The sequence below is a fragment of the Nocardioides sp. zg-1228 genome, assembly GCF_017086465.1.
GTDB lineage: Bacteria > Actinomycetota > Actinomycetes > Propionibacteriales > Nocardioidaceae > Nocardioides.
This window is the reverse complement of sequence record NZ_CP070961.1, coordinates 2,393,719-2,416,241: the sequence shown is the minus strand read 5'-3', so window position 1 is coordinate 2,416,241 and position 22,523 is coordinate 2,393,719. Positions and strand designations below refer to the sequence as shown.

Annotated in this window: 24 protein-coding genes and 1 tRNA gene; 20 read left to right on the top strand and 5 right to left on the bottom strand. The window is 72.3% G+C overall.

Annotated elements, in window-relative coordinates; genetic code table 11:
- Positions 1-63: 63 nt before the first annotated feature.
- Positions 64-1,791 carry a DUF3352 domain-containing protein gene (locus JX575_RS11650; protein ID WP_186341083.1) on the top strand — a complete coding sequence of 576 codons (1,728 nt, stop codon included), beginning with the start codon at positions 64-66 and terminating at the stop codon, positions 1,789-1,791.
- Positions 1,792-1,800: 9 nt separating this feature from the next.
- Here the strand turns inward: JX575_RS11650 and ybaK are convergent, their stop codons facing one another.
- Together ybaK and JX575_RS11640 are read right to left on the bottom strand one after the other, a co-directional pair.
- Complete coding sequence (ybaK, locus tag JX575_RS11645) at positions 1,801-2,292, bottom strand: Cys-tRNA(Pro) deacylase (protein ID WP_186341084.1); 492 nt, start codon at positions 2,290-2,292, stop codon at positions 1,801-1,803.
- Between the two features lie 15 nt (positions 2,293-2,307).
- Positions 2,308-2,973 (bottom strand): LON peptidase substrate-binding domain-containing protein, encoded by a 666-nt coding sequence (locus tag JX575_RS11640; RefSeq protein ID WP_186341085.1) that lies wholly within the window; start codon positions 2,971-2,973, stop codon positions 2,308-2,310.
- 78 nt (positions 2,974-3,051) lie between these two features.
- Between JX575_RS11640 and hisD the strand changes: the two genes are divergently transcribed.
- The 6 genes from hisD to JX575_RS11610 are packed head-to-tail and all read left to right on the top strand — an operon-like array spanning position 3,052 to position 7,943.
- On the top strand, positions 3,052-4,368 hold the full coding sequence (gene hisD / locus JX575_RS11635; protein WP_206054380.1) for a histidinol dehydrogenase: 1,317 nt from the start codon (positions 3,052-3,054) through the stop codon (positions 4,366-4,368).
- Positions 4,365-5,540 (top strand): histidinol-phosphate transaminase, encoded by a 1,176-nt coding sequence (locus JX575_RS11630; RefSeq protein WP_186341086.1) that lies wholly within the window; start codon positions 4,365-4,367, stop codon positions 5,538-5,540. The genes hisD and JX575_RS11630 overlap by 4 nt, the downstream gene beginning before the upstream one ends.
- On the top strand, positions 5,537-6,145 hold the full coding sequence (hisB, locus tag JX575_RS11625) for an imidazoleglycerol-phosphate dehydratase HisB (protein ID WP_186341087.1): 609 nt from the start codon (positions 5,537-5,539) through the stop codon (positions 6,143-6,145). The genes JX575_RS11630 and hisB overlap by 4 nt, the downstream gene beginning before the upstream one ends.
- A complete protein-coding gene (hisH, locus tag JX575_RS11620; RefSeq protein ID WP_186341088.1) occupies positions 6,142-6,786 on the top strand; it encodes an imidazole glycerol phosphate synthase subunit HisH in 645 nt (214 codons plus the stop codon). Before hisB ends, hisH begins: the two co-directional genes overlap by 4 nt.
- Before the next feature lie 26 nt (positions 6,787-6,812).
- The gene (locus tag JX575_RS11615; RefSeq protein ID WP_186341089.1) at positions 6,813-7,256 is read left to right on the top strand and encodes a VTT domain-containing protein; all 444 of its coding nucleotides are present in this window, start codon (positions 6,813-6,815) and stop codon (positions 7,254-7,256) included.
- A 54-nt stretch (positions 7,257-7,310) separates the two neighbouring features.
- Positions 7,311-7,943, top strand: a complete 633-nt coding sequence (locus JX575_RS11610; RefSeq protein WP_186341090.1) for a hemerythrin domain-containing protein — start codon at positions 7,311-7,313, stop codon at positions 7,941-7,943.
- Here the strand turns inward: JX575_RS11610 and JX575_RS11605 are convergent.
- A complete protein-coding gene (locus JX575_RS11605) occupies positions 7,910-8,431 on the bottom strand; it encodes a polyketide cyclase (RefSeq protein WP_186341091.1) in 522 nt (173 codons plus the stop codon). The genes JX575_RS11610 and JX575_RS11605 overlap by 34 nt on opposite strands.
- A 79-nt stretch (positions 8,432-8,510) precedes the next feature.
- On the opposite strand from JX575_RS11605, the gene JX575_RS11600 reads away from it, so the two are divergent.
- Entirely contained in the window at positions 8,511-9,290 is a 780-nt protein-coding gene (locus JX575_RS11600) for a hypothetical protein (RefSeq protein ID WP_186341092.1), read from the top strand.
- A gap of 501 nt (positions 9,291-9,791) precedes the next feature.
- Here JX575_RS11600 and JX575_RS11595 read toward each other — a convergent pair.
- The gene (locus tag JX575_RS11595; RefSeq protein ID WP_186341093.1) at positions 9,792-9,995 is read right to left on the bottom strand and encodes a hypothetical protein; all 204 of its coding nucleotides are present in this window, start codon (positions 9,993-9,995) and stop codon (positions 9,792-9,794) included.
- A gap of 367 nt (positions 9,996-10,362) precedes the next feature.
- On the opposite strand from JX575_RS11595, the gene priA reads away from it, so the two are divergent.
- From priA to JX575_RS11555, 8 genes are all read left to right on the top strand, one after another.
- The gene (gene priA, locus JX575_RS11590; RefSeq protein ID WP_186341094.1) at positions 10,363-11,109 is read left to right on the top strand and encodes a bifunctional 1-(5-phosphoribosyl)-5-((5-phosphoribosylamino)methylideneamino)imidazole-4-carboxamide isomerase/phosphoribosylanthranilate isomerase PriA; all 747 of its coding nucleotides are present in this window, start codon (positions 10,363-10,365) and stop codon (positions 11,107-11,109) included.
- 2 nt (positions 11,110-11,111) lie between these two features.
- On the top strand, positions 11,112-11,558 hold the full coding sequence (locus tag JX575_RS11585; protein ID WP_206054379.1) for an NUDIX domain-containing protein: 447 nt from the start codon (positions 11,112-11,114) through the stop codon (positions 11,556-11,558).
- Positions 11,555-12,334, top strand: a complete 780-nt coding sequence (gene hisF / locus JX575_RS11580; RefSeq protein WP_186341095.1) for an imidazole glycerol phosphate synthase subunit HisF — start codon at positions 11,555-11,557, stop codon at positions 12,332-12,334. Before JX575_RS11585 ends, hisF begins: the two co-directional genes overlap by 4 nt.
- 9 nt (positions 12,335-12,343) lie before the next feature.
- The gene (locus JX575_RS11575; protein WP_186341096.1) at positions 12,344-13,255 is read left to right on the top strand and encodes an ABC transporter substrate-binding protein; all 912 of its coding nucleotides are present in this window, start codon (positions 12,344-12,346) and stop codon (positions 13,253-13,255) included.
- A complete protein-coding gene (locus JX575_RS11570) occupies positions 13,255-14,130 on the top strand; it encodes an amino acid ABC transporter permease (RefSeq protein WP_186341097.1) in 876 nt (291 codons plus the stop codon). The genes JX575_RS11575 and JX575_RS11570 overlap by 1 nt, the downstream gene beginning before the upstream one ends.
- On the top strand, positions 14,127-14,873 hold the full coding sequence (locus JX575_RS11565) for an amino acid ABC transporter ATP-binding protein (RefSeq protein ID WP_186341098.1): 747 nt from the start codon (positions 14,127-14,129) through the stop codon (positions 14,871-14,873). The genes JX575_RS11570 and JX575_RS11565 overlap by 4 nt, the downstream gene beginning before the upstream one ends.
- Before the next feature lie 129 nt (positions 14,874-15,002).
- Positions 15,003-16,922, top strand: a complete 1,920-nt coding sequence (locus tag JX575_RS11560; RefSeq protein WP_241005117.1) for an ABC transporter ATP-binding protein — start codon at positions 15,003-15,005, stop codon at positions 16,920-16,922.
- Positions 16,919-18,733: an ABC transporter ATP-binding protein gene (locus JX575_RS11555; RefSeq protein ID WP_186341099.1), complete on the top strand. Its 1,815-nt coding sequence runs from the start codon at positions 16,919-16,921 to the stop codon at positions 18,731-18,733. Before JX575_RS11560 ends, JX575_RS11555 begins: the two co-directional genes overlap by 4 nt.
- An 8-nt stretch (positions 18,734-18,741) precedes the next feature.
- Here the strand turns inward: JX575_RS11555 and JX575_RS11550 are convergent, their stop codons facing one another.
- Positions 18,742-19,176: an SsgA family sporulation/cell division regulator gene (locus JX575_RS11550; protein ID WP_186341100.1), complete on the bottom strand. Its 435-nt coding sequence runs from the start codon at positions 19,174-19,176 to the stop codon at positions 18,742-18,744.
- Positions 19,177-19,384: 208 nt separating this feature from the next.
- Here JX575_RS11550 and JX575_RS11545 point away from each other — a divergent pair, with 208 nt between their 5' ends.
- The 4 genes from JX575_RS11545 to JX575_RS11530 all read left to right on the top strand — a co-directional run bounded on the left by JX575_RS11545 (position 19,385) and on the right by JX575_RS11530 (position 22,448).
- A complete protein-coding gene (locus tag JX575_RS11545) occupies positions 19,385-19,891 on the top strand; it encodes a PGPGW domain-containing protein (RefSeq protein ID WP_186341101.1) in 507 nt (168 codons plus the stop codon).
- A gap of 48 nt (positions 19,892-19,939) precedes the next feature.
- Positions 19,940-20,011: transfer RNA gene (locus tag JX575_RS11540), tRNA-Val, on the top strand.
- A gap of 84 nt (positions 20,012-20,095) precedes the next feature.
- Positions 20,096-20,794 (top strand): hypothetical protein, encoded by a 699-nt coding sequence (locus JX575_RS11535; RefSeq protein WP_186341102.1) that lies wholly within the window; start codon positions 20,096-20,098, stop codon positions 20,792-20,794.
- A gap of 274 nt (positions 20,795-21,068) precedes the next feature.
- The gene (locus JX575_RS11530; protein ID WP_186341103.1) at positions 21,069-22,448 is read left to right on the top strand and encodes an HNH endonuclease signature motif containing protein; all 1,380 of its coding nucleotides are present in this window, start codon (positions 21,069-21,071) and stop codon (positions 22,446-22,448) included.
- Positions 22,449-22,523: the final 75 nt, after the last annotated feature.

The following is a 22,523-nucleotide window of genomic DNA, read 5'->3' as shown; positions in this document are numbered from 1 at the left end:
CCCCGAACGCAAGTAAGCAGTCCCGGTGCCGCCGGGACCCGTGCAGTGGGGGAGCAGGACGACATGAGCATGACACCTGGGGGACCGGCCGAGCGGCCCGAGTACCTGGACGGATCGGGTCCGGCGCAGCCGGTGCCCGGCGACGACAGCAAGAAGCGGCTCATCGCCCTCGGGGCGATCGTGGCCGGCGGCGCGGTGGTCGCCGGTGGCGCCTGGGCCGCCAGCAGCTTCTTCGCCACCGGGTCGCAGCCCGCCGAGGCGCTCCCGGCCTCCACGGTCGCCTACGTCAGCGTCGACCTCGACCCGAGCGGCGGGCAGAAGATCGAGGCCATCAAGACCCTGCGGAAGTTCCCCGGGTTCACCGACCAGGTCGACATCAAGAGCGACGAGGACCTGCGCGAGCGCCTCTTCGAGGAGATCACGTCCTCGGGCGAGTGCGAGGGCCTCGACTACGACGCCGACGTCAAGCCGTGGCTGGGCTCGCGCGCCGCGATGGCCGTGGTCGACCTCGGCGAGGACGAGCCCACGCCGGTCGGCGTCGTGCAGACCTCCGACGCCGGCAAGGCCGAGGACGGCCTCTCGGCACTCATCGACGCCTGCGGCGGCGGCGAGGACGGCGGTGACGCCGAGGCCAGCACCGACGTCGGCGGCTGGGTGGTCGAGGGCGACTGGATCGTCGTCGCGGAGACCCGGGAGATCGCCCAGAAGGTCGTCGAGGCCGCCGACGGCTCCCCGCTCGCGGGCGACGCGGCGTTCGAGGAGTGGACCGGCGAGGCCGGTGACGACGGATTCATGTCGATGTACGTCGGCAAGGCCGTCACCAAGTACATGGACGACTTCGGCGCCACCGGCGCGATGCTCGGCGGCCCGCTGTTCAGCGGCGCTGCCGACCCGATGGAACTGTCCTCCGAGTGCCTGGCCGGGGCCACCACGACCGAGGAGATCGACGCCTGCCTCAACGAGCCCGCGTCCGAGACCTCGTCTGAGGAGGTCCCGCCGGAGCTGCAGCAGATGGTGGACGACTTCGACGGCATGGCCGCCACCGTCCGCTTCGACGACGGTGCGGTCGAGATCGAGTACGCCACGAGCGACTACCAGCCCGACATGACCAAGTTCCTCGCCAGCAAGACCGGCGCCGAGATGGTGGCCGGCCTCCCCGAGGACACCATCGCCGCCTTCGGGTTCTCCCTGGGCGAGGGCTGGGCGCAGGGCCTGCTCGACTACATCAAGTCGGTCGCGCCCGACGAGGCCGCGTCCGTCGACGACCAGATCGCGCAGTTCGAGTCCGAGACCGGCCTCGCGTTCCCCGAGGACATCGAGACGCTCCTCGGCGAGGGCGTCACCGTGTCCGTCGGTGGCGGGATCGACCCCGACGCCATCGCCAACGGCGGTCCGCAGGAGGTCCCCGCCGGCATCACGATCAAGGGCGACGCTGACGAGATCCAGGCCGTGCTCGACAAGATCAGCGCGGCAGTCGGCTACGAGGCCGAGGACTACCTCCAGGTCACCGAGGCCGACGGGCACGCCGTCCTCGCGCTGCAGGACGACTACCGCTCCTCGCTCGAGTCCGAGAGCGGCCTCGGCGACAGCGCCGCCTACACCGACGTCATCGACGGCGACGCGCAGACGGTGTTCTACCTCAACTTCGACGCCGACGACGACTGGCTGGTCCGGCTGGCCGAGGACGACCCCGAGATCAGCAAGAACCTCGAGCCGCTCGCGGCGTTCGGCGTCAGCGGATGGGTCGACGACGACGTCGTCCACGGCCTGGTCAAGATCACGACCGACTGAGGCACCCGCTCAGCGACCGATGGTGGCGGTCACCGCACCGGTGACCGCCACCAGGTCCTGCGGAGCGAGCTCGATGTCGAAGCCGCGTCGCCCGCCGGACACCAGCACGGTGGCGTGGTCGAGGGCCGAGGTGTCGAGCACCGTGCGGTGCGCGCGCCTCTGGCCGATGGGGGAGATGCCCCCGGCGACGTAGCCCGTGGCCCGCTCGGCGGTGGCCACGTCGGCCATCACCGCCTTGCTGCCGCCCAGCGCCCGCGCGAGGGCCTTGAGGTCGAGCTGTCCGGCCACCGGCACGACGGCCACGACCAGCTCGCCGTCGAGGGAGGTGAGCAGCGTCTTGAAGACCCGCGCAGGGTCCTCGCCGAGCGCCCCGGCCGCCTCGAGGCCGTACGACGTCGCGCGCGGGTCGTGCTCGTAGGTCCGCGGCAGGTAGTGGATGCCTGCCCTCGTCAGGGCGAGGGTGGCGGGGGTGCCGCCCGCACCCTGTGCCTTCTTCGCCATCGGCGCCGACTCGGCTCAGTTGGGCGACCAGGCCGTGCGGGCGACCTGCGTGGCCGGCAGGGACGGGATCACGTTGATGGCGCGGAGCTCCTCGGTCAGCAGCCGCGTGACGAGGGTGAGCCGCTCGGTGGCGTCGGGGGCCTCGAGCAGCGCCTGCCGCTCGGCCATCGGGAGCGGGGCCAGCGCCGAGAGGGTCCAGGCCAGGTAGTCGGGGTCGCGCGGCAGGGTGCCGCTGAACGGGTCGCCCTGCAGCTCCGTCATGGCCGCCCGGAACGCGGTGAAGGTCGCGCGGGCCCGGTCGAGCACCTCGGCGGGGACCTCGACCTCGGGCTCGGGCAGGACCACCGCCAGCCCCTGGGGGAAGTCGGCGCCGCGCTGCATCTCCTCGAGCACCAGCCGCTCGCGGGCCACCGCCACGATGTCGAAGGTGCCGTCGTCGCGGCGCTCGGCCTCGGTGAGCTGCAGCACGCAGCCGACGCGGTAGACCGACTGGGCGCCGTGGTCGCCGACCTCGTAGCCCTCCCGGATGGCGACCGTGCCGAACACCCGATCCGCCGGGTCGTCCACCTCGAGGAGGTGCCGCACGAGCATCCGGTAGCGGTCCTCGAAGACGTGGAGCGGCACGGCCATGCCCGGGAACACCACGGTGCTCAGCGGGAACATCGGCATCGGATCGCTCACACCCACGACACTAGTGGCCGCTGTCCACGATGGACGCGCCGCTTAGGGTCGTGCCGCCCAGGAACCTAGAATCGGGGCATGTCCCTGATCCGTCGCATCGACCTGAGGGGCGCCGACGCGGCGTCCGTCGACTACCGCGCGAGCGTGCCTCGCGCCGAGTTCGACGTCGAGGCGGCCACGCATGTCGTGGCGCCGATCATCGAGGCGGTCCGGACCGGGGGAGCCGACGCCGTCCGCGCGCTCACCCTCGAGCTCGACGGCGTCGACGTGCCCGACCCGCGGGTGCCTCCCGCGGCCCTGCGAGACGCCCTCGAGGCGCTCGACCCCGCCGTCCGGGCCGGGCTGGAGGAGTCGATCCGCCGGCTCCGGCTCACCAGCGAAGCCGACGTGGAGGCCGACTCCGTGGTCGAGGTGGCGCCCGGTGCCACCGTCACCCACCGCTCCATCCCCGTCGACCGCGCCGGGCTCTACGTCCCCGGGGGCCTGGCGCCGCTGGTGTCGACGTTGGTGATGAACGTCGTGCCCGCCCAGGTCGCGGGCGTGCCGTCGCTGTGCGTCGCCGCGCCGCCCACCCGTGAGACGGGGCTGCCCGACGCGACGATCCTGGCCGGCTGCGCCCTGCTGGGCATCGACGAGGTCTACGCCGTCGGCGGCGCCCAGGCCATCGCCATGCTGGCGCACGGCGCGGGCCCCTGCCGCCGGGTCGACCTGGTGACCGGTCCCGGCAACCTCTACGTGATCGCCGCCAAGCGCCTGCTGCGCGGCGTGGTGGGCATCGACTCCGAGGCCGGTCCCAGCGAGATCGCCGTGCTCGCCGACGACTCGGCCGACCCCGCGTTCGTGGCCGCCGACCTGCTCACCGAGTGCGAGCACGGCGGCACGTCCGCCTCGCTGCTGGTCACCGACTCGACCTCGCTGGCCGACGAGGTCGAGGCCGAGCTCGGCAAGCAGGTCGCCGCCACCCGGCACGGCGAGCGCGTCGCGGCCGCACTCGGCGGCCCGCAGTCCGCGATCGTGCTGGTCGACGACCTCGAGCAGGGCCTCGACGTCGTCAACGCCTACGCCTCCGAGCACACCGAGATCCACACCCGCGACGCGCGCGGCGTTGCCGCCCGCGTGCGCAACGCCGGTGCGGTCTTCATCGGACCCTGGTCGCCGGTGGCGCTGGGCGACTACTGCGCCGGCTCCAACCACGTGCTGCCCACCGCGGGCTGCGCGTGCCACTCCTCGGGGCTGGGCGTGCACTCGTTCATGCGTCGCGTGCACCACGTGGAGTACACGCGCGAGGCGCTCGCGGAGGTCGCCGACCACGTCGTGACCCTGGCCGAGGCGGAGGACCTGCCCGGCCACGGCGCCGGCGTGAGCTCGCGGTTCGCGGACCGCTCGCAGCGATGAGCGCGCCCTTCCCGCCCCTGCGGGACGACCTGTGGGGGATCGAGCCCTACGGCGCGCCGCAGCTCTCGCTGGAGCAGGCGCCCGTGCAGCTCAACGTCAACGAGAACCCCTACGGCCCCTCGCCGGAGGCGGCGGCCGACATCGCCCGGGCGGTCGGCCGGGCCGCGGTGTCGCTCAACCGCTATCCCGACCGAGAGTTCGTCGAGCTGCGCACGGCACTCGCGGCCTACCTCGACACCTCCGGCGGCTCGGGCATCACGCCCGAGATGGTGTGGGCGGCCAACGGGTCCAACGAGGTGATGCTCCAGCTGCTGCAGGCCTTCGGGGGTCCGGGGCGGGTCGCGCTGTCGTTCGCGCCCACCTACTCGATGTATCCCGAGTACGCCCGCGACGCGATGACCGAGTGGGTCGCCGGCCGCCGTGCCGACGACTTCTCGATCGACCTCGACGCCGCCCGGCGGCTGGTGGAGGAGCGCCGGCCCACGATCGTGCTGCTGCCGAGCCCCAACAACCCCACCGGCACGGCGCTGCCGCCCGAGGCCGTCGCGATGCTCTGCGAGGCGGCGGCGTCCTACGAGCCCGGCGGGCTGGTCGTCGTCGACGAGGCCTACGGCGAGTTCCGCCGCGCCGGCACCCCCAGCGCCCTGGAGCTGCTGCCCGCGCACCGCAACCTCGTGGTGACCCGCACGATGAGCAAGGCCTTCGCGCTGGCCGGTGCGCGCCTGGGCTACCTCGCCGCCGACCCGGCGATCTGCGACGCGCTCCGGGTGGTGCGGCTGCCCTACCACCTCTCAGCGGTCACCCAGGCGACCGCGCTGGCGGCGCTGCGCCACGCCCCCGAGCTGCTCGGCCGGGTCGACGACCTGCGCGCCGAGCGCGACGCGACGGTGGCGTGGCTGCGCGAGCAGGGCTTCGAGGTCGCCGACTCCGACGCCAACTTCGCGCTGTTCGGCAGGTTCGCCGACCGGCACGCCGTCTGGCAGGGTCTGGTCGAGCGCGGCGTGCTGATCCGCGAGACCGGGCCCGACGGGTGGCTGCGGGTCTCGATCGGCACGGCCGAGGAGATGGCAGCGTTCAAGGGCGCCCTGCTCGACACGGTCCGAGGCACGGACCACCAGACGGACCACGAGACGGACCACAAGGTGGACGACAAGATGGAGGAGCCGGCATGAGCCGCACCGCGAAGATCGAGCGCACCACCAAGGAGTCCAGCGTGCTCGTCGAGGTCGACCTCGACGGCAGCGGCCGCTCCGAGGTGTCGACGGGCGTGGGCTTCTACGACCACATGCTCGACGCGTTCGCCCGCCACTCGCTGGTCGACCTCGTGGTGACGACCACCGGCGACACCCACATCGACGCCCACCACTCCGTCGAGGACACCGCGATCGTGCTCGGCCAGGCGCTGCGGCAGGCCCTCGGCGCCAAGACCGGCATCCGCCGCTTCGGCGACGCGACCGTGCCGCTCGACGAGGCGCTGGTCCAGGCCGTCGTCGACGTCTCCGGCCGTCCCTACTGCGTGCACACCGGCGAGCCGGAGGGCCAGCAGTACGTCGCCATCGGCGGCACCGGCGCGCCCTACATGGGCTCGCTGACCCGCCACGTCTTCGAGACGATCTCCTTCCACGCCCACCTCGCGCTCCACGTGCGGGTGCTCGGCGGCCGCGACCCGCACCACGTCGTGGAGGCCCAGTTCAAGGCCTTCGCCCGCGCCTTCCGCGACGCGGTCGCCATCGACCCGCGCGAGACCGGCGTGCCCTCCACCAAGGGCAGCCTGTGACCGCTCCCGACGTCGTCGTCCTCGACTACGGCTCGGGCAACCTCCGCTCGGCCGTGCGGGCGGTCGAGCGCGCCGGGGCACGGGTCACGCTGACGAGCGACTTCGACACCGCGCTGGCCGCCGACGGTCTCGTGGTGCCCGGTGTGGGGGCGTACGCCGCGTGCATGGCCGGCCTGCGCGAGATCAAGGGCGAGCGGATCATCGGCCGTCGCCTCGCGGGCGGACGCCCGGTGCTGGGCATCTGCGTGGGCATGCAGATCCTCTTCGCGCGGGGGGTCGAGCACGGGGTCGAGACCGCCGGCTGCGACGAGTGGCCGGGCACCGTCGACCGGCTGCAGGCCGACGTGGTGCCGCACATGGGCTGGAACACCGTCGAGGTGCCCGAGGGGTCGCGCCTTTTCGGCGGCATCGAGGACGAGCGGTTCTACTTCGTGCACTCCTACGGCGTGCGCGAGTGGGAGCTGGTCACCAACGACCGCACCACGGCGCCGCTGGTCACCTGGGCCGAGCACGGGGGCGACCGGTTCGTGGCCGCGGTGGAGAACGGCCCGCTCTCGGCCACGCAGTTCCACCCCGAGAAGTCCGGCGACGCCGGTGCCGCGCTGCTGCGCAACTGGGTCGCGTCCCTCCCGACGGGCTAGGCCGGCGCGGCTGGGAGGATGACCGCGTGCCCGACTGGCCCGTCGTCCCCCTCTATGCGTTCCTCGTGGTCGTGGCCTTCTGCCGGGCCGGAGGGACCTACCTGGTCGGGCGCGGTGCACGCGGCGCCGCGGGACGCCGCTGGTCGCTCGACAACGCCTGGCTGGCGCGCGGCGAGGAGGTCGTACGCCGCTTCGGCGCGCCGGCGGTCACCCTGTGCTTCCTCACCGTGGGCGTGCAGACGGCCGTCAACCTCGCGGCCGGCACGCTGCGGATGCCGTTGCGCCGCTACGTGCCCGCCCTGTTCCTCGGCGCCCTGATCTGGGCGGGGGTCTACCTCACGGTGGGGATCGCGGTGGTGGAGACGTTCTGGGGCGGCAGTCGGCCGTGGGCGCTGCTGGGCGTGCTGGCCGCCGTGGCGGCGACGGCGGTGTTGGTGCGCCACCTGCTGCGCCGGCGCCCGCAGCACTGAGGATCCCCGAAAACTGGGTCGCGGCGGGGTCGTCGGCGGGTCTACTTTCGCGGGGTGACCGAGCAGCTGAGCATGAACCAGATCATCCATGCCGCCGTGCGCCGCGACGTCTCCCGCACCGAGCAGGCGCTGCGCGAGCTCCGCGAGGGCGACGCGGCGCGGGCCGCGCAGATCCGGACCGCCTGGCGCAACCTGCAGCGTGAGCTGACCCACCACCACGAGGCCGAGGACGAGCACGTGTGGCCGTTCCTCGAGTCGCGCGGCTTCGACCTCACCCTGCTCGAGGAGATGGAGGCCGAGCACGTCGCGATGAAGCAGGCCCTGGCCGCGGTCTCCACCAGCCTCGACGCCGTTGTCGCCGCCCCCACAGCCGTCAACGCCACGGCCGCCGCCGACGAGGTGGCCCGCGCCCGCGAGGTCATCAACGGCCACCTCGACCACGAGGAGCGCGACGTCGAGGGCCCGATGGGGGCCCTCCACGACGACCCGGAGTTCAGGGAGCTGACCAAGAAGCTGCGACCGGCCAGCGCCGTCGACGCCGCCAACGCCCTCGCCTGGATGCAGGACGGTGCGGGCGAGCGCGAGCTGTCGTCGCTGCGCGCCGCGATCCCGGGCCCGGTGGTGACGGTGATGACCCGGGTGGTCGCCCGCCGCTACCGCCGCGAGGTCGCCCCCGTCTGGCGCTGATCGTCCTCGGCGAGCCGCTTGAGCGTCAGCAGCTGCCGACGCGCCATCACCAGGTCGCCCACCGACAGCAGCGGCGCCACCCAGTGGGGCGTCGCGGCGACCACCTTGAGCAGCAGGCGGGTGCCGTCGGGACCCGGCGCGACGGCGTACGTCAGGTGTGCGCCCATGATCGTCGCCGTCAGCTCGCGGCCGGGCACGACCGCCAGCACCCGTCCCTGGTCACCACCCAGCGCGCGGGTGAACGGGTCGCCGACGCGGGGCTCGGGCACGTCGAGGCGCTCGCGCGGCGACCTCCGCCCGAGGTTGTCGAGCAGGTCGTAGGAGTAGGGCGCGAGGCGCACCTGCCTCAGCCGGGCCCACACAGTCGCCGGCTCCGCGTCCACCGTGACCCCGCGCCACGCCTGCATCGTTGGCGCTGGCACGAAGGCGTCGCACCCGTATCCGCGACGTGCCTCCTCGGGGCTGACGCCCCACCGGTCGCCGATCACGGGCCCCACGCTAGCCCGGATCGATGCACGCCGCTCGGTCCCAGGGAGGAGCCGCGCATGCAGCAGTAGTCTCCCGCAAATGGGGGAGACGACCATCGAGCCGCTCGACGACACGGCGGCAGCCGACTGGCTGGTGTCGGCCATCCCAGACCACTTCCACGGACGGGTCGTCGACCTCGTCACGAGCACGTTCCCTGCCTACGCACGGATCTTCCACCGTCCCGATCAGGGTCTCCCCAGCGGCGACCGTCCGAGCACGTGGGCCGCGATCGCCGACGACCGCGGCGCGGTGTTCCATCCCGCTGCCCAGTTCACCGACATGTCCCGGGAGGCCGATCGACCAGACACCGAACGGATACCGGGACCGCGTCTCGGGACGCTCGATCCGATCACCCTGCCGCTCATGGTCGCCCACCTGAGCGCGCACACCGACACTCCCGAGGTGTGCTGGTCCGCCCTCTGGGCCGGCTTCGGGAGCTCGCCCGCGCGATGGCGTGCCAAGCCCGCCTTTCGGCTGCCGGGCCGCCAGTACTGGCTGTTCTCGGGCGCGCTGGCTGACGTGGTCGCACTCTCGTCCGAGCTCGAGACCGCCGGGCTTCCCGAGACGTGGAGCAGGACGGTCCGCGCGATGGGCATCGTCCAGTCGCCCACGATCTGGTGGCCGCACGACAGGTCGTGGCTTGTCCACTCCGAGATCGACTACGACAGCACGATCGTCGGCGGCACGCCTGCGCTGATCCAGGAGCTCGTCGCTGATCCGGAGATCGAGGCCCTGCAGGTGGACGGGCACGTGTCGCTGTATGCGAACGGCGACCGGATCAACGGCTCGCATCCCAGCGGCCGGCCCCCGCTCGGCTGAGGGCGAGGACGACGATGAGCGGACCCCAGCCCCGCGGGGGGAGGTCGGCCCGGGTCGCGCTTGCGCCGCCTCCCCGGCGCGAGGGTCCGGGGCGGCTCGGCGCTGGTTCGGTTCCGTTCGTTGCGCTTCCGCGAGCTCTGCGCGGAGGCCGATCCGGTCGTGGGCGCGGCGGCACCTGCCTCTGGCCCCGCCAGTTGGTCGGGGGCGGGGCGTGGGGCGGGGTCATGGTCGCCGAGGTTGGGGGATGCCCGGCGGAACCGACGCGGGTGGGTCGAGTGAGCGCGTGCCGGTCTGGTCACGGCGGTAGTGGTGGCCGTGCGGCGAGGTCCACTCGTACGCACCCGGGTCGGTTGTCCGGTAGTGCCAAGCGGGTGGGTCTTGAGGCGGTGATGCGACCGGCACAGCGCGGCGAGGTTGTCGCTCCGGGTGGGGCCGGGCTGCGGTCTGCCCTCGGCTGCGGCGTCGTGGTCGTAGGGGGTGCCGTGGTCGATGTCGCAGCCCTTAGCGGGGCGGGTGCACCACGGGAAGACACAGGTGCGGTCCCGGAGGACGACCCTGCTCGCGGAGCTTGTCGGGGACGTCGTAGCCCGCTGCAGTGAGCTCCGTGTTGAGGTCGATGACCGGTCTGATGGTGACCTTGGTGCGCGAGTCGGCACACCAGTCGCGGACCTGGTCGAGCAGCACCAGCCGCTGCCCTTCCACCACTCGAGCAGCCCCACTAGGACAGTCTCGTCCCCGCTGGGACACCCGGATCCGGGTGGTTGAGCGGGGTCGTGACCGCTCGAGGCGCCCAGTCGGCCCGAACCGCATCGTCCCGGCGAAGTGCACCTCGTGGTCGTGGAGGGTGGCGTGACGTGGGTCGACGTACAGGTAGTCGTCCTCCGGATCAGTCGACCGGCGGGCGCGGCGAGGTCGAAGCGCTTGATGGCCTCGGCGACGAGCCGGTCGAGCTGCGCCGGACCCACCCGCCCCGCGACCGCGACGGCCGCAGCCCGGCCCCCACCACGAGCCCGCCGTCTCGCCACCACCACCGCCGACGCGCGGGCGAGCGGGGCGATCCTAGGATCGACCCATGCCCAGCACCCCCGAGCAGCCCTACCTCGAGCTCCTGCCCGCCGTCGACATCAAGGGCGGCCAGGCCGTCCAGCTGGTGCAGGGCGTGGACGGGTCGGAGAAGCGCTTCGGCGACCCGATCGAGGCGGCGTTGCGCTGGCAGGAGGCCGGCGCGGAGTGGATCCACCTCGTCGACCTCGACGCGGCGTTCGGGCACGGCCACAACCGCGAGCTGCAGGCGCGCATCGTCGGCACCCTCGACATCCAGGTCGAGATGAGCGGCGGCATCCGTGACGACGAGTCGCTCGAGGCGGCGATTGCGGCCGGCTGCCGGCGGGTCAACATCGGCACGGCGGCGCTCGAGCAGCCCGAGTGGTGCGCCCGGGCGATCGCGACCTACGGCGACCGGGTCGCGGTGGGCCTCGACGTACGCGGCACGACGCTCGCCGCCCGCGGCTGGACGCGTGACGGCGGCGACCTCTACGAGACTCTCGCGCGCCTCGACGGCGAGGGCTGCGCGCGCTACGTGGTCACCGACGTCAACAAGGACGGCATGCTCCAGGGCCCCAACCTCCAGCTGCTCCGCGACGTGTGCGCCGCGACCGACCGACCGGTCGTCGCCAGCGGCGGTGTCACGACGCTCGACGACATCCGCGCCCTGATGGGCCTCGTCGACGAGGGCGTCGAGGGGGCCATCGCGGGCACGGCGCTCTACGAGGGCCGCTTCACCCTCGAGGACGCGCTCGCCCTGACGAGGGGCGCCTGAGCATGGAGTTCTTCGAGTACCACACCCGCCTGGCGGCGTACGTCCTGATCGTCGACGACCAGGACCGCGCGCTGCTCGCGTGGTGGAACGGCGAGGGGCACAGCGACCCCGAGTGGTCGCTGCCCGGGGGCGGCATCGACTACGACGAGTCGATCATGGACGGCGTCGTCCGTGAGGTGTTCGAGGAGACCGGCTACCACGTGGAGCCGGGCATCCTGCTGGCCGAGCACCACTTCACGGCGCAGGGCCGGACCTTCGACGGCCCGTTCAGGTCGCAGCGCTTCGTCTTCGAGGCCACGATCACGGGTGGCGAGCTGGGCACGACCGAGGTCGACGGCTCGACCGACTACGCGCGATGGGTGCCGCTGGCCGAGCTGGAGGGCCAGCCGCGCTCGGAGATCGTCGACATCGCGCTGGCGGCGCGCGCACGAAGGCTGGCGGAGCGATGAGCCTCGCGATCCGGGTCATCCCGTGCCTCGACGTCGACGGCGGGCGGGTGGTGAAGGGCGTCAACTTCACCGAGCTGCGCGATGCCGGCGACCCCGTGGAGCTGGCGCGGCTGTACGACGCCGAGGGCGCCGACGAGCTGACCTTTCTCGACATCTCCGCCTCCCACGAGGGCCGTGCCACCACCATGGAGGTGGTCAGCCGCTGCGCCGAGGAGGTCTTCATCCCGCTCACCGTCGGCGGCGGGGTGGGCAGCGTGACCGACGTCGACCGCCTCCTGCGTGCCGGCGCCGACAAGGTCGCGGTCAACACGGCTGCGATCAACCGCCCGGAGCTGGTCGCCGAGATCGCCGACCGATTCGGCAACCAGGTGCTCGTCCTCAGCGTCGACGCCCGTCGGGCGACCGGCACGCAGAGCGGATTCGAGGTGACCACCCACGGCGGTCGCAGGAGCGCCGGGCTCGACGCGATCGAGTGGGCCGTGCGCGCCGCCGAGCTGGGCGCGGGCGAGATCCTGCTCAACGCGATGGACGCCGACGGCACGACCGTCGGCTTCGACCTGGACCTGATCAGGGCCGTACGCCGCGAGGTGAGCATCCCGGTCATCGCGAGCGGGGGAGCGGGGGCGGTCGAGCACTTCCCGCCGGCCGTCGAGGCGGGAGCCGACGCCGTGCTCGCGGCGACGGTCTTCCACTTCGGCACCCTCAGCATCGGCGAGGTCAAGGCCGGCCTGTCCACGGCCGGTCATACGGTCAGGACGGCCCACCCGGAGTCGTAGGATTCGGCCATGCTGAAGACGCCCCGGCGCGTGGCGAAGCGCCACCTCGCCATCGCCGCCCTCGCGACCGCCACGGTCGCGCTCACCGCCTGCGCCCCGACCGACGAGGGCGACACCGCCACCGACGCGACCTCGGACGCCTCCGAGTCCGCCGACTCCGCGAGCGCCGACGCGTGCACGCCCGAGACCCTCGAGACCGTCTCCGAAGGCACCCTGACGATCGCGACTGACGACCCGGCCTACGAGCCGTGGTTCGTCGACAACGACCCGGCCAACGGCGAGGGCTACGAGTCCGCCGTGGCCTACGCCGTCGCCGAGCAGCTCGGCTACACCGAGGACCAGGTCACCTGGGTCGCGGTCCCGTTCAACAAGGTGGTCCAGCCCGGGCCCAAGGAGTTCGACCTCGACATCAACCAGGTCTCGATCACCGAGGCCCGCCGCAAGGCCGTCGACTTCTCCTCCGGCTACTACGACGTCGTGCAGACCGTGATCACCAACGAGGGCAGCGCCATCGAGGGCGCCACCAGCCTGGCCGACCTGGCCGACGCCAAGCTCGGCGCACAGGTCGGCACCACGAGCTACACCGCGATCACCGACCAGATCCAGCCCTCGCAGGACCCCGCGGTCTTCGACACCAACGACCAGGCCGTGCAGGCGCTCAAGAACGGTCAGATCGACGGCATCGTCGTCGACCTGCCCACCGCCTACTACATGACGGCCGTCCAGCTCGACGACGGCACCATCGTCGGCCAGCTGCCGCTCGCGGAGGGCGAGCCGGAGCAGTTCGGCGCGGTGCTGGCCAAGGACAGCCCGCTCACCGAGTGCGTCTCGGCGGCCGTCGACACCCTGCGCGAGGACGGCGTCCTCGACCAGATCGGCCAGGAGTGGCTGGCCCAGCAGGGCGCTCCCGAGCTGTCCTGATGACGGACCGGGTCGCCGACGAGGCGCCTGGGGGGTGGCTTCCCTCCGCGGTCCAGCTCGAGCGTGACGACTGGCGGAGGCGCCGCACCCTGCGCAGCGCCGTGATCGCGGCGGGCAGCACCCTGCTGCTACTCGGCGCGATCGGCGCCGCCGTCGTCGGCTCACCCGGCTGGGAGCGCGTCCGCGAGACCTACTTCGACTGGGACAAGGCGGTCTCGTCCTTCCCCGCGGTGCTCGACGGGCTCTGGCTCAACATCCGGGTCATGGTCGTGTGCTGGATCCTGATCCTGGTCGTCAGCCTGACGGTCGCGATCGTGCGGACCCTGCGCGGCCCGGTCGCGTTCCCGCTGCGGCTGCTCGGCACGGCGTACGTCGACGTGTTCCGCGGGCTGCCGCTGCTGCTGGTGATCTTCCTGCTCGGCTTCGGCGGCCCGGCCCTCAGCCTGCAGGGGCTCCCCACCTCGCCGCTGTTCTGGGGCGGCACCGCGCTGGTGCTCTCCTACTCCGCCTACGTCGCGGAGGTCTTCCGCGCCGGCATCGAGTCGGTGCACCCCAGCCAGCGGCTGGCGGGCCGGTCGATGGGACTGACCTACGGCCAGACGCTGCGCCACGTCGTGCTGCCCCAGGCCTGGCGTCGGGTCATCCCGCCGCTGATGAACGACCTCGTCTCGCTGCAGAAGGACTCCGGCCTGATCGCGGTGCTCGGCGTGACCGACGCGATCCGTCGGGCGCAGATCGAGACCGCGCTCGACTTCAACTACACGCCCTACGTCGTGGCGGGCGTGCTGTTCTGCTGCCTGACCATCCCGATGGCACGGCTCACCGACCGCTACGCCCGCAAGAAGGGCTACCACGGAGCAGGAGGACCTCTGTGAACGCTCCCACCGAGCTCCTGCGCCTCGCCGGCGTCCGCAAGTCGTTCGGCGACCACGTGGTGCTGCGCGACGTCGACCTGACCATCGAGCCCGGGCAGTGCGTCGTCCTCATCGGCGCGTCCGGATCGGGCAAGTCCACCCTCCTGCGCTGCGTCAACCTCCTCGAGGTCGTCGACGACGGCGTGATCACCTTCGAGGGGCGCGACATCACCGACCCGCGCGTCGACGGCGACAAGGTCCGCTCGCGGATGGGGATGGTGTTCCAGGCCTACAACCTCTTCCCGCACCTCGACGTCGTCGGCAACGTGACGCTGGCGCTGCGGCTGGTGCACGGGGTGGATGCCCGGGAGGCCCGGTCGCGCGGGCTGGCGATGCTCGAGCGCGTCGGCCTGGCCGAGAAGGCGACGGCCCGCCCCGACGACCTGTCCGGCGGCCAGCAGCAGCGGGTGGCCATCGCGCGTGCGCTCGTGGCCAACCCCCGCCTGATGCTGCTCGACGAGGTGACCAGCGCGCTCGACCCCGAGCTGGTCGGCGAGGTCCTCGACCTGCTCACCGAGCTCAAGGCCGAGGGCGTGACCATGCTGCTCAACACCCACGAGATGGCGTTCGCCCGCGACGTGGCCGACGAGGTGTGCTTCCTGCACGACGGTCACATCCACGAACGGGGGCGCCCCGATCAGGTGCTCGGCGACCCGCAGCAGGAGCGCACCCGGGCGTTCCTGTCCCGCATCCGCGCCTCCTGAGCGGGGGCGTGCAGCGGCGTACTGATTCGTCCGCTGTCAGTGCCGAGGAATAGCCTTGCCAGGTTGGGCGGTTGCTGTGAGCAACCGACCCGCGAGACGCGGATCACGACGAGGAGGCGGGCGACACCTGTGGGCGAGGACGCGAAGCTGCGGGGCACCACCACTCTCGACGGCTTCCGGGTCCTGTGGGTCGGCATCAAGCGCGAGCCCACGGTGTTCACGGTCGCGACGCTGGGCGCGGTGCTGTTCGGCGTCCTCACGGTGGCCGACGCCTGGGTGCTCGGGTGGGCCACCGAGCACGTCCTGATCCCCGCCTTCGACACCGGCGAGATCGGCACCGACATGCTGCTGTGGGTGGTCGCGCTGTTCATGGCGGTCGCGATCCTGCGCGCGGTCGGCATCGTCGCGCGCCGCCTCGGCGGCGGCATCATGTACTACCGGATGCAGTCGCACACCCGCCGCGGCGTCACCCGCCAATACCTCTCGCTGCCGATGGAGTGGCACCAGCGGCACCCCACGGGCCAGCTGCTCTCCAACGCCTACTCCGACGTCGAGGCGGCGTGGGCGCCGATCATGCCCCTGCCGATGGCGCTGGGCACGATCGTGATGATGGTCATCGCCGTCGTGCAGATGTTCGTCGCCGACGTCGTCATGGCGCTGGTCGGCCTGCTGGTCTTCCCCGCCGTGGTCGTCGCCAACCTGCTCTACCAGCACTACTCCTCACCGCTGATGACCCGCGCGCAGGGCCTGCGGGCCGAGGTCAGCGAGATCGCGCACGAGTCCTTCGACGGCGCGATGGTCGTCAAGACGCTCGGGCGTGAGGTCGAGGAGACCGACCGCTTCCGCGCCAAGGCCGAGGAGCTGCGCGACACCAACATCCGCGCCGGGCGCATCCGGGCCGTCTTCGACCCGACCCTGGCCAGCCTGCCCAGCCTCGGCGTGCTCGTCGTGCTGGCCGTCGGCGTCTCCAGGGTCTCCAGCGGTGCCACCGACCCCGGCGACGTGGTCACCGTCGCCTACCTGCTGACCATCGTGTCCTTCCCGATCCGCGCCATCGGCTGGCTGCTCGGCGAGTTCCCGCGATCGGTCGTGGGCTACCGCCGTGCCAAGGCGGTGCTCGACGCGACCGGCAGCATGGCGTTCGGCTCCGACGAGCTGCCCCGCGACGCCACGGGCGGGGCACTCCTCGAGGTCGAGGACCTCCACTACTCCTACGACGCCGACGCGCCGCTGCTGCGCGGCGTCGACTTCGACGTCCGCCCCGGACGCATCGTGGCCCTCGTCGGCGCCACCGCGTCCGGCAAGAGCACCCTCACCAGCCTGATGACCCGCCTGGTCGACCCCGACGCCGGCCGGATCCGCCTCGACGGCCAGGACCTGCGCGGGCTGCGCAAGGGCGAGCTGCCGCGCGACGTCGCGCTCGTGCCGCAGACCGCGTTCATGTTCGACGACACGGTCCGGGGCAACGTCACCCTCGGCGCGGACGTGCCCGACGCGGAGGTGTGGGCGGCGCTGCGCACCGCGCAGGCCGACGGCTTCGTCGCCGCCCTGCCCGAGGGGCTCGACACCCGGCTCGGCGAGCGCGGCACGTCGCTGTCCGGAGGCCAGCGGCAACGACTCTCCCTCGCCCGGGCGCTCGTACGCCGCCCGCGGCTGCTGATCCTCGACGACGCCACCTCCGCGGTCGACCCCGAGGTCGAGGCCCGCATCCTCGCCTCGCTGCGCGACGACCGCTCGCCCGGCGACCACGAGGGATCGGGCGACGGACCGGCTGACGGATCGGCTGACGCAGCGGCCGCCTCCCTGGTCGTGGTGGCCTACCGCAAGGCGACGATCTCGCTCGCCGACGAGGTCGTGCACCTCGACGAGGGGCGGATCGTGGGGCGCGGCACCCACGCCGAGCTGCTCGCCACCAGCCCCGCCTACGCCCACCTCGTCAACGCCTACGAGGCCGCGCCCGAGACCGCACCCGAGACCGCCGAGACCTCGCCGGGGGCGGCGCCCGGCGCCGCGGCCGGTCCCGACCACGCCGAGGGGAGCACGCGATGAGCACCACGACCGCTCCGGCCACGGCCGGCACCCAGATGGACAGCGGTGCCGACATCGGCGCCCTCGCCACCATCCGGCTCGGCATGAAGTACTCGCCCGAGCTGCGCGAGGGCCTGGGCCGCACCCTGGTCTACGCCGTCATCGCCTCGTGCGGTCAGGTCGTCGTGCCGATCGCGGTGCAGCAGACGCTCGACCGTGGCCTCAACGGTCCCGGCGGGCCGCGCCTCGACTTCGTCGTGTGGATGGGCGTGGTGGCCGCCATCGCGATCGTCGCAACGAGCTGGGCGTCCTACAAGATGACGAGCCGTCTGTTCACCACCTCCGAGCGCGGTCTCGCGACCCTGCGCACGAGGGCGTTCCGCCACGTCCACGACCTCCCGCTGCTGACGCAGAACACCGAGCGCCGCGGCGCCCTCGTCTCGAGGGTGACCAGCGACGTCGACCAGGTGAGCCAGTTCCTGGTCTTCGGCGGGCTCATCTTCGTGGTCAGCATCGGCCAGATGCTGGTGGCGACCGTGCTGATGGTGGTCTACAGCTGGCAGCTCGCGCTGGTCGTCTGGCTGGCGTTCGCGCCCCTGTTCCTCTCCATCCGCTGGTTCCAGAAGAAGCTGTCGGCCGCCTACACCGTCGTGCGGCACCAGGTGGGTGTGCTGCTCGGCGCCATCTCCGAGCCGGTCGTCGGTGCGGCGGTCGTCCGCTCCTACGGCGTCGAGGACCGCACCCAGGCGCGCATCGACACCGCGATCAAGGACTGGCAGGACGCCTACACCCACGCGCAGACCTACACCGTCACGTCGTTCTCCCTGGGCGGCCTGTCGGCCGGCCTGGCCAACGCCGGCGTGATCGTGATCGGCGTGCTCCTCGGCTTCGCCGGCGACATCACGCCCGGCAAGGTGCTCGCCTTCGCCTTCCTGGTGACCCTGTTCGTGGGTCCGGTGCAGATGGGCACCCAGATCCTCACCGACGCCCAGAACGCCATCGCCAGCTGGCGCCGGGTGCTGGGCATCCTGGAGACCCCGGCCGACCTGGTCGACCCGGGCGACGACGGCGAGGTGCTGCCGCGCGGCCCGATCGACGTCCGGTTCGCCGACGTGAGCTTCGCCTACCCCGGCGGCCCGCCGGTGCTGCGCGACATCGACCTCGCGATCGCCGCGGGCACGCGGGTGGCGATCGTGGGGGAGACGGGCTCGGGCAAGTCGACCTTCGCCAAGTTGCTCACCCGCCTGATGGACCCCGTCGACGGGGCCGTGCTGCTCGACGGGATCGACGTACGCCGCATCAACGCGCGGTCGCTGCGGCGCAGCGTGGTGCTGGTGCCGCAGGAGGGCTTCCTCTTCGACGACACCATCACCGCCAACGTGCGCTACGGCAAGCTCGACGCCACCGAGGACGAGATCCGTGCGTCCGCGGTCGAGCTCGGCATCGACGACTGGCTCGCCGGCCTGCCGCGCGGCCTGGACACCCAGGTGGGCCAGCGCGGCGAGTCGCTGTCGGCCGGCGAGCGGCAGCTCGTCGCGCTGCTCCGCGCCCATCTGGCCGACCCCGACCTGCTCGTGCTCGACGAGGCGACGAGCGCGGTCGACCCGGCGCTGGAGATGCAGATCGGACGCGCCCTGGAGCGGCTGATGCAGTCACGCACGTCCGTCACGATCGCCCACCGGCTCTCCACCGCGGAGAGCGCCGACGAGGTGATCGTGGTCGACAAGGGTCGTGTGGTGCAGCGCGGACCCCACCGTGAGCTGGTCACGCAGGCGGGCAGCGTCTACGCGGGCCTGCACGCGAGCTGGGTCGCCCAGCACGCCCCGGTGTGACAGGGGCGTCAGGAGGCCAGCAGCTGGCTGATGAGCAGGTCGGCGTCGAAGGAGTCGGACTCGGCGCCGGGCGCGATGACGGCGATGGTGCGAGCGAGGAAGTCCAGGACGTCCGACGCGCGGGCCAGCAGGACGAGGTGGCCGTCGGGGGAGCTGAGCTCGATCGACACCATCGCGCGGCCGCTGAGGCTGCTGGCGGGGGAGACGTGGACGTCGCCGTCCCCGGCAGGCGACTCGGCGCCGCGGATCAGCAGGTCCCGGCCGAAGGTCCACACGAGGTTGCCGTCGGAGGTGACGAAGGTCATCGCGACGGCGAAGGGGTCCGAGCCGGCATAGCTGAGCACGGTGTCGATCTCGTGGCGGATGCCGCGGTCGTCGATGCACTCGACGGTGATGTCCAACGCGACGTCGGACAGGGTGTGCCCGCTTCCGGAGATGTTCATCGAGACTCCTTGTGGTCTCCGGGGGCGAGAGTTTGCCCCGGGGTGCGTGCTCATGAGACGCCATCGCGGGGCGCTTGTGAGGCAAAACGCAGAAATATGACCCATACCGGTCCAGACCGGATCTTGATGGAGGCTCGTGACGACCTTGACGGTATCCACCGTTTTCGCCTGCGAAAGGGGCACTGGGCCGAGCGGGTAGGTTTCTCCTATGACACGGGCAGCCAAGCGGGTCGTTCTGGAGACGCTGGGCTGGACCCTGCTCGTCCTCGGGGTGGCGGCTCTCTTCCTGCCCGGCCCCGGCCTGCTCGGGATCTTCGCGGGGCTGGCCCTGCTGTCCCAGCAGTACACGTGGGCGGAGCGCCGCGTCGAGCCGGTGCGGCTGCGGGCCATGATCGGCGCCGCCGAGAGCGTCGAGACCCGGACGCGCATCGTCGCGTCCTGCCTCGGCGCCCTGGTGCTCGCTGCGTGCGGCGTGCTGTGGATCGTCAAGCCCCCTGCGCCCGAGTGGTGGCCGGTCTCGGAGGCGTGGTGGCTGCCCGGCGGCATCTGGACCGGAGTGACGCAGGTGGCGTCCGCCTTCATCGCGATCGGGCTCATCGTCTACAGCTACCGCCGCTTCCACGGGCACCCCGAGATGGCCGACGAGTTGCGCCGCGAGGTGCGCGAGCGCCGCAAGACCGGCGACGACCGGAGCGGCGTCGGCACCGGTTCCTGACCCGATTCCGGGTCCGGGCACCGGATGGGATAACGTTCTGGCGAGCTCGGGCGATTGGCGCAGTGGTAGCGCGCTTCGTTCACACCGAAGAGGTCACTGGTTCGAACCCAGTATCGCCCACCGAGTGCACGACAGCCCCTGGCTCGCGGAGACGCGAGGTCGGGGGCTGTTCTGTTGGGCCCCCGCGACGTAGCGTGGGAAGGCATGAGACGTGTGACGGTTCCCGCTCTGGCGGCTCTCCTTCTTGCCCCGCTGGGTGCGGCCGCCCCTGCTCATGCGGCCGACGAGGTGGCCGTCAGCATGCCGGGCGGAGTGCTGTACGACCCGTGCGACAGTCACGAGTTCTCCTACACAGCGCGTCTCCCGGCGGGATACACCGACCGCTGGAGCATCACCTTCGAGCTCATCGGCCCAGATGGCGGAGAGGTCGACTACGAATACCTGTGGAGCGAGCCGAGCACGGGGTTGGAGGACTTCTCCATCTGCGGCTCCCCCAACCTGGCGGGCACCTATGTGATCCAGGGGACGGGCGAGGCGTGCAACCCGAGTTCCTCCTGTGTGCCGATCTCGGTGGCGCAGACCTCCCTGTCGTTCCGGCTTCCCGAGACGAGGACGACCATCAAGGCGAAGCCGCGGCGTCCTGGGAAGGGGCGGATGGTCCGATTCGCGGTCAGGTCGGAGGACGAGCGGCCGACGGGCTACTTCGGGACCTCGTCCGCGACCGTGCGGTTGCAGGTGCGCAGGAAGGGCTCGTGGCGCACCGTCAGGAAGGTGACCACCGACGAGGGAGGACGCGCTTCCACGAGCGTGCGCGTCAAGAGTCGGCGCACCAAGGTGCGGGCCGTCACTGCCGACACCGCCTTCCGGACCGGATCGGTGTCCCGGTCGATCCGGGTGGGGTGAGAGCACCGACGCATCGCCGCGCGGCCTGGCTGGTGGGGAGGGGGAACGCTTGGACGATCGCGAGCGCCCGACCACCAACCAGCCCTCGATTTCCCCGGGCCACGACCCAACGTGTCACGCCGCTCCTTGCCGTGATCGGTGTGTCTCGCTGATCGCGGCGACCGGCGCGCGTTGGTCCTCCACAGATTTGTGACGGCGATGTCGATCGTCGGTGGCCGGCAGTAAAATCGAACACATAATCGAGCCGCTGGCAAGGACGGAAGGGGGTGGGGTCGTGGACCTCACCGCCTCTGGTCTGCTCGCGCTCGCACGGGAGCGCAAGGCTGCGGAGGAGCGGGCCGCGGCCGACCTGCTGGACGTGGCTGCGCGGTGGGCCGACCTGCACCCGCCGGAGTCGATCCACTCCGCGGCCTCCTTCACCGTGCCGGGCTGTGAGCACGAGGAGCCCATCGCAGGCGAGGGCACGCCCCTGGTCGCGGAGTTCTGCGTCGCCGAGCTCGGCGGCGCCCTGGGCGTCTCGACGGTCTCGGCGAAGAGGCTCATCGGCCACGCCCTCGAGCTGCGTCACCGCCTCCCGCGACTGTGGGCGCAGGTCCAGGCCGGTCGGGTGCCGGCATGGCGCGCGCGTGCCGTCGCGGAGGCCACGATCCACAGCACCCCCGCGCTGACGCGTGAGGCGGCGGCGTTCGTGGACGCGCAGGTCGCCGCCGTCGCCGGCCGCATCGGGCCGGCGCAGCTCGACCGGCTGGTCGCGGAGACGATCAAGCGCTACGACCTCGCCGCCCCCGACCCGGCCTCCGACCCCGAGGACGGCGACCTCTACATCGACCCCCGCCACGCCACCGTCCACGACCAGGAGGTCCACTTCGCCGGCACGATGACGTTCGAGGCCGAGCTCGACCTCGCCGACGCCCTCGACCTCGACCGCGCGCTGGCCCACGGCGCTGCCACGCTCGCCGCGCTCGGCTCACTGGAGTCGCTCGACGCCCGCCGCTCCGCCGCCTTGGGTGATCTCGCCCGCACCCAGACCGCGCTGGACCTGCACCACCAAGGCGCCGCGACCACGTGTGCCGAGGACGGGCTGCCGGTCGTGCGGGAGGTCGTGCTGCACGCCCACCTCGACGCCACGTTCTGCGGTGAGGCCACCGTCTTCGGTCCGACCGGGCGGCTGGAGGAAGGCCAGCGGCTGGTGCTGCTCGACCACATCCGCGACTGGTGCGCCGACTCCCGCACCAAGGTCACCATCAAGCCGGTCATCGACCTCACCACGCAGCTCCACACCGACGCCTACGCGATCCCCGACCGGATCCGGGAGCAGATCGTCCTTCGCGACCGCACCTGCGTGTTCCCGTGGTGCTCGCGCCCCGCCCGCGGCTGCGACATCGACCACGTCACCCCCTACGACCACGACGCCGCCGCCGAAGGCAGACCACAGCCCGGCCCCACCCAGACCGACAACCTCGCCGCGTTGTGCCGGTCCCACCACCGCCTCAAGACCCACACCGCCTGGCGCTACGAGATGACCGCGCCCGCCACGTTCGAGTGGACCTCGCCGCGCGGCCACCGCTACCGCCGCGACGCATCCGGCACCACCCGGATCGACGAGCCGGACCCACACGGCCCACCCGGCATCCCGCACCCGCGCCGACCATGACCGGGCCCACACCCCGCCACCCACCCGGTAGCGGGGCCACCTGCACGCACGGGGGCGCCGCACGCCCAGCGGCCC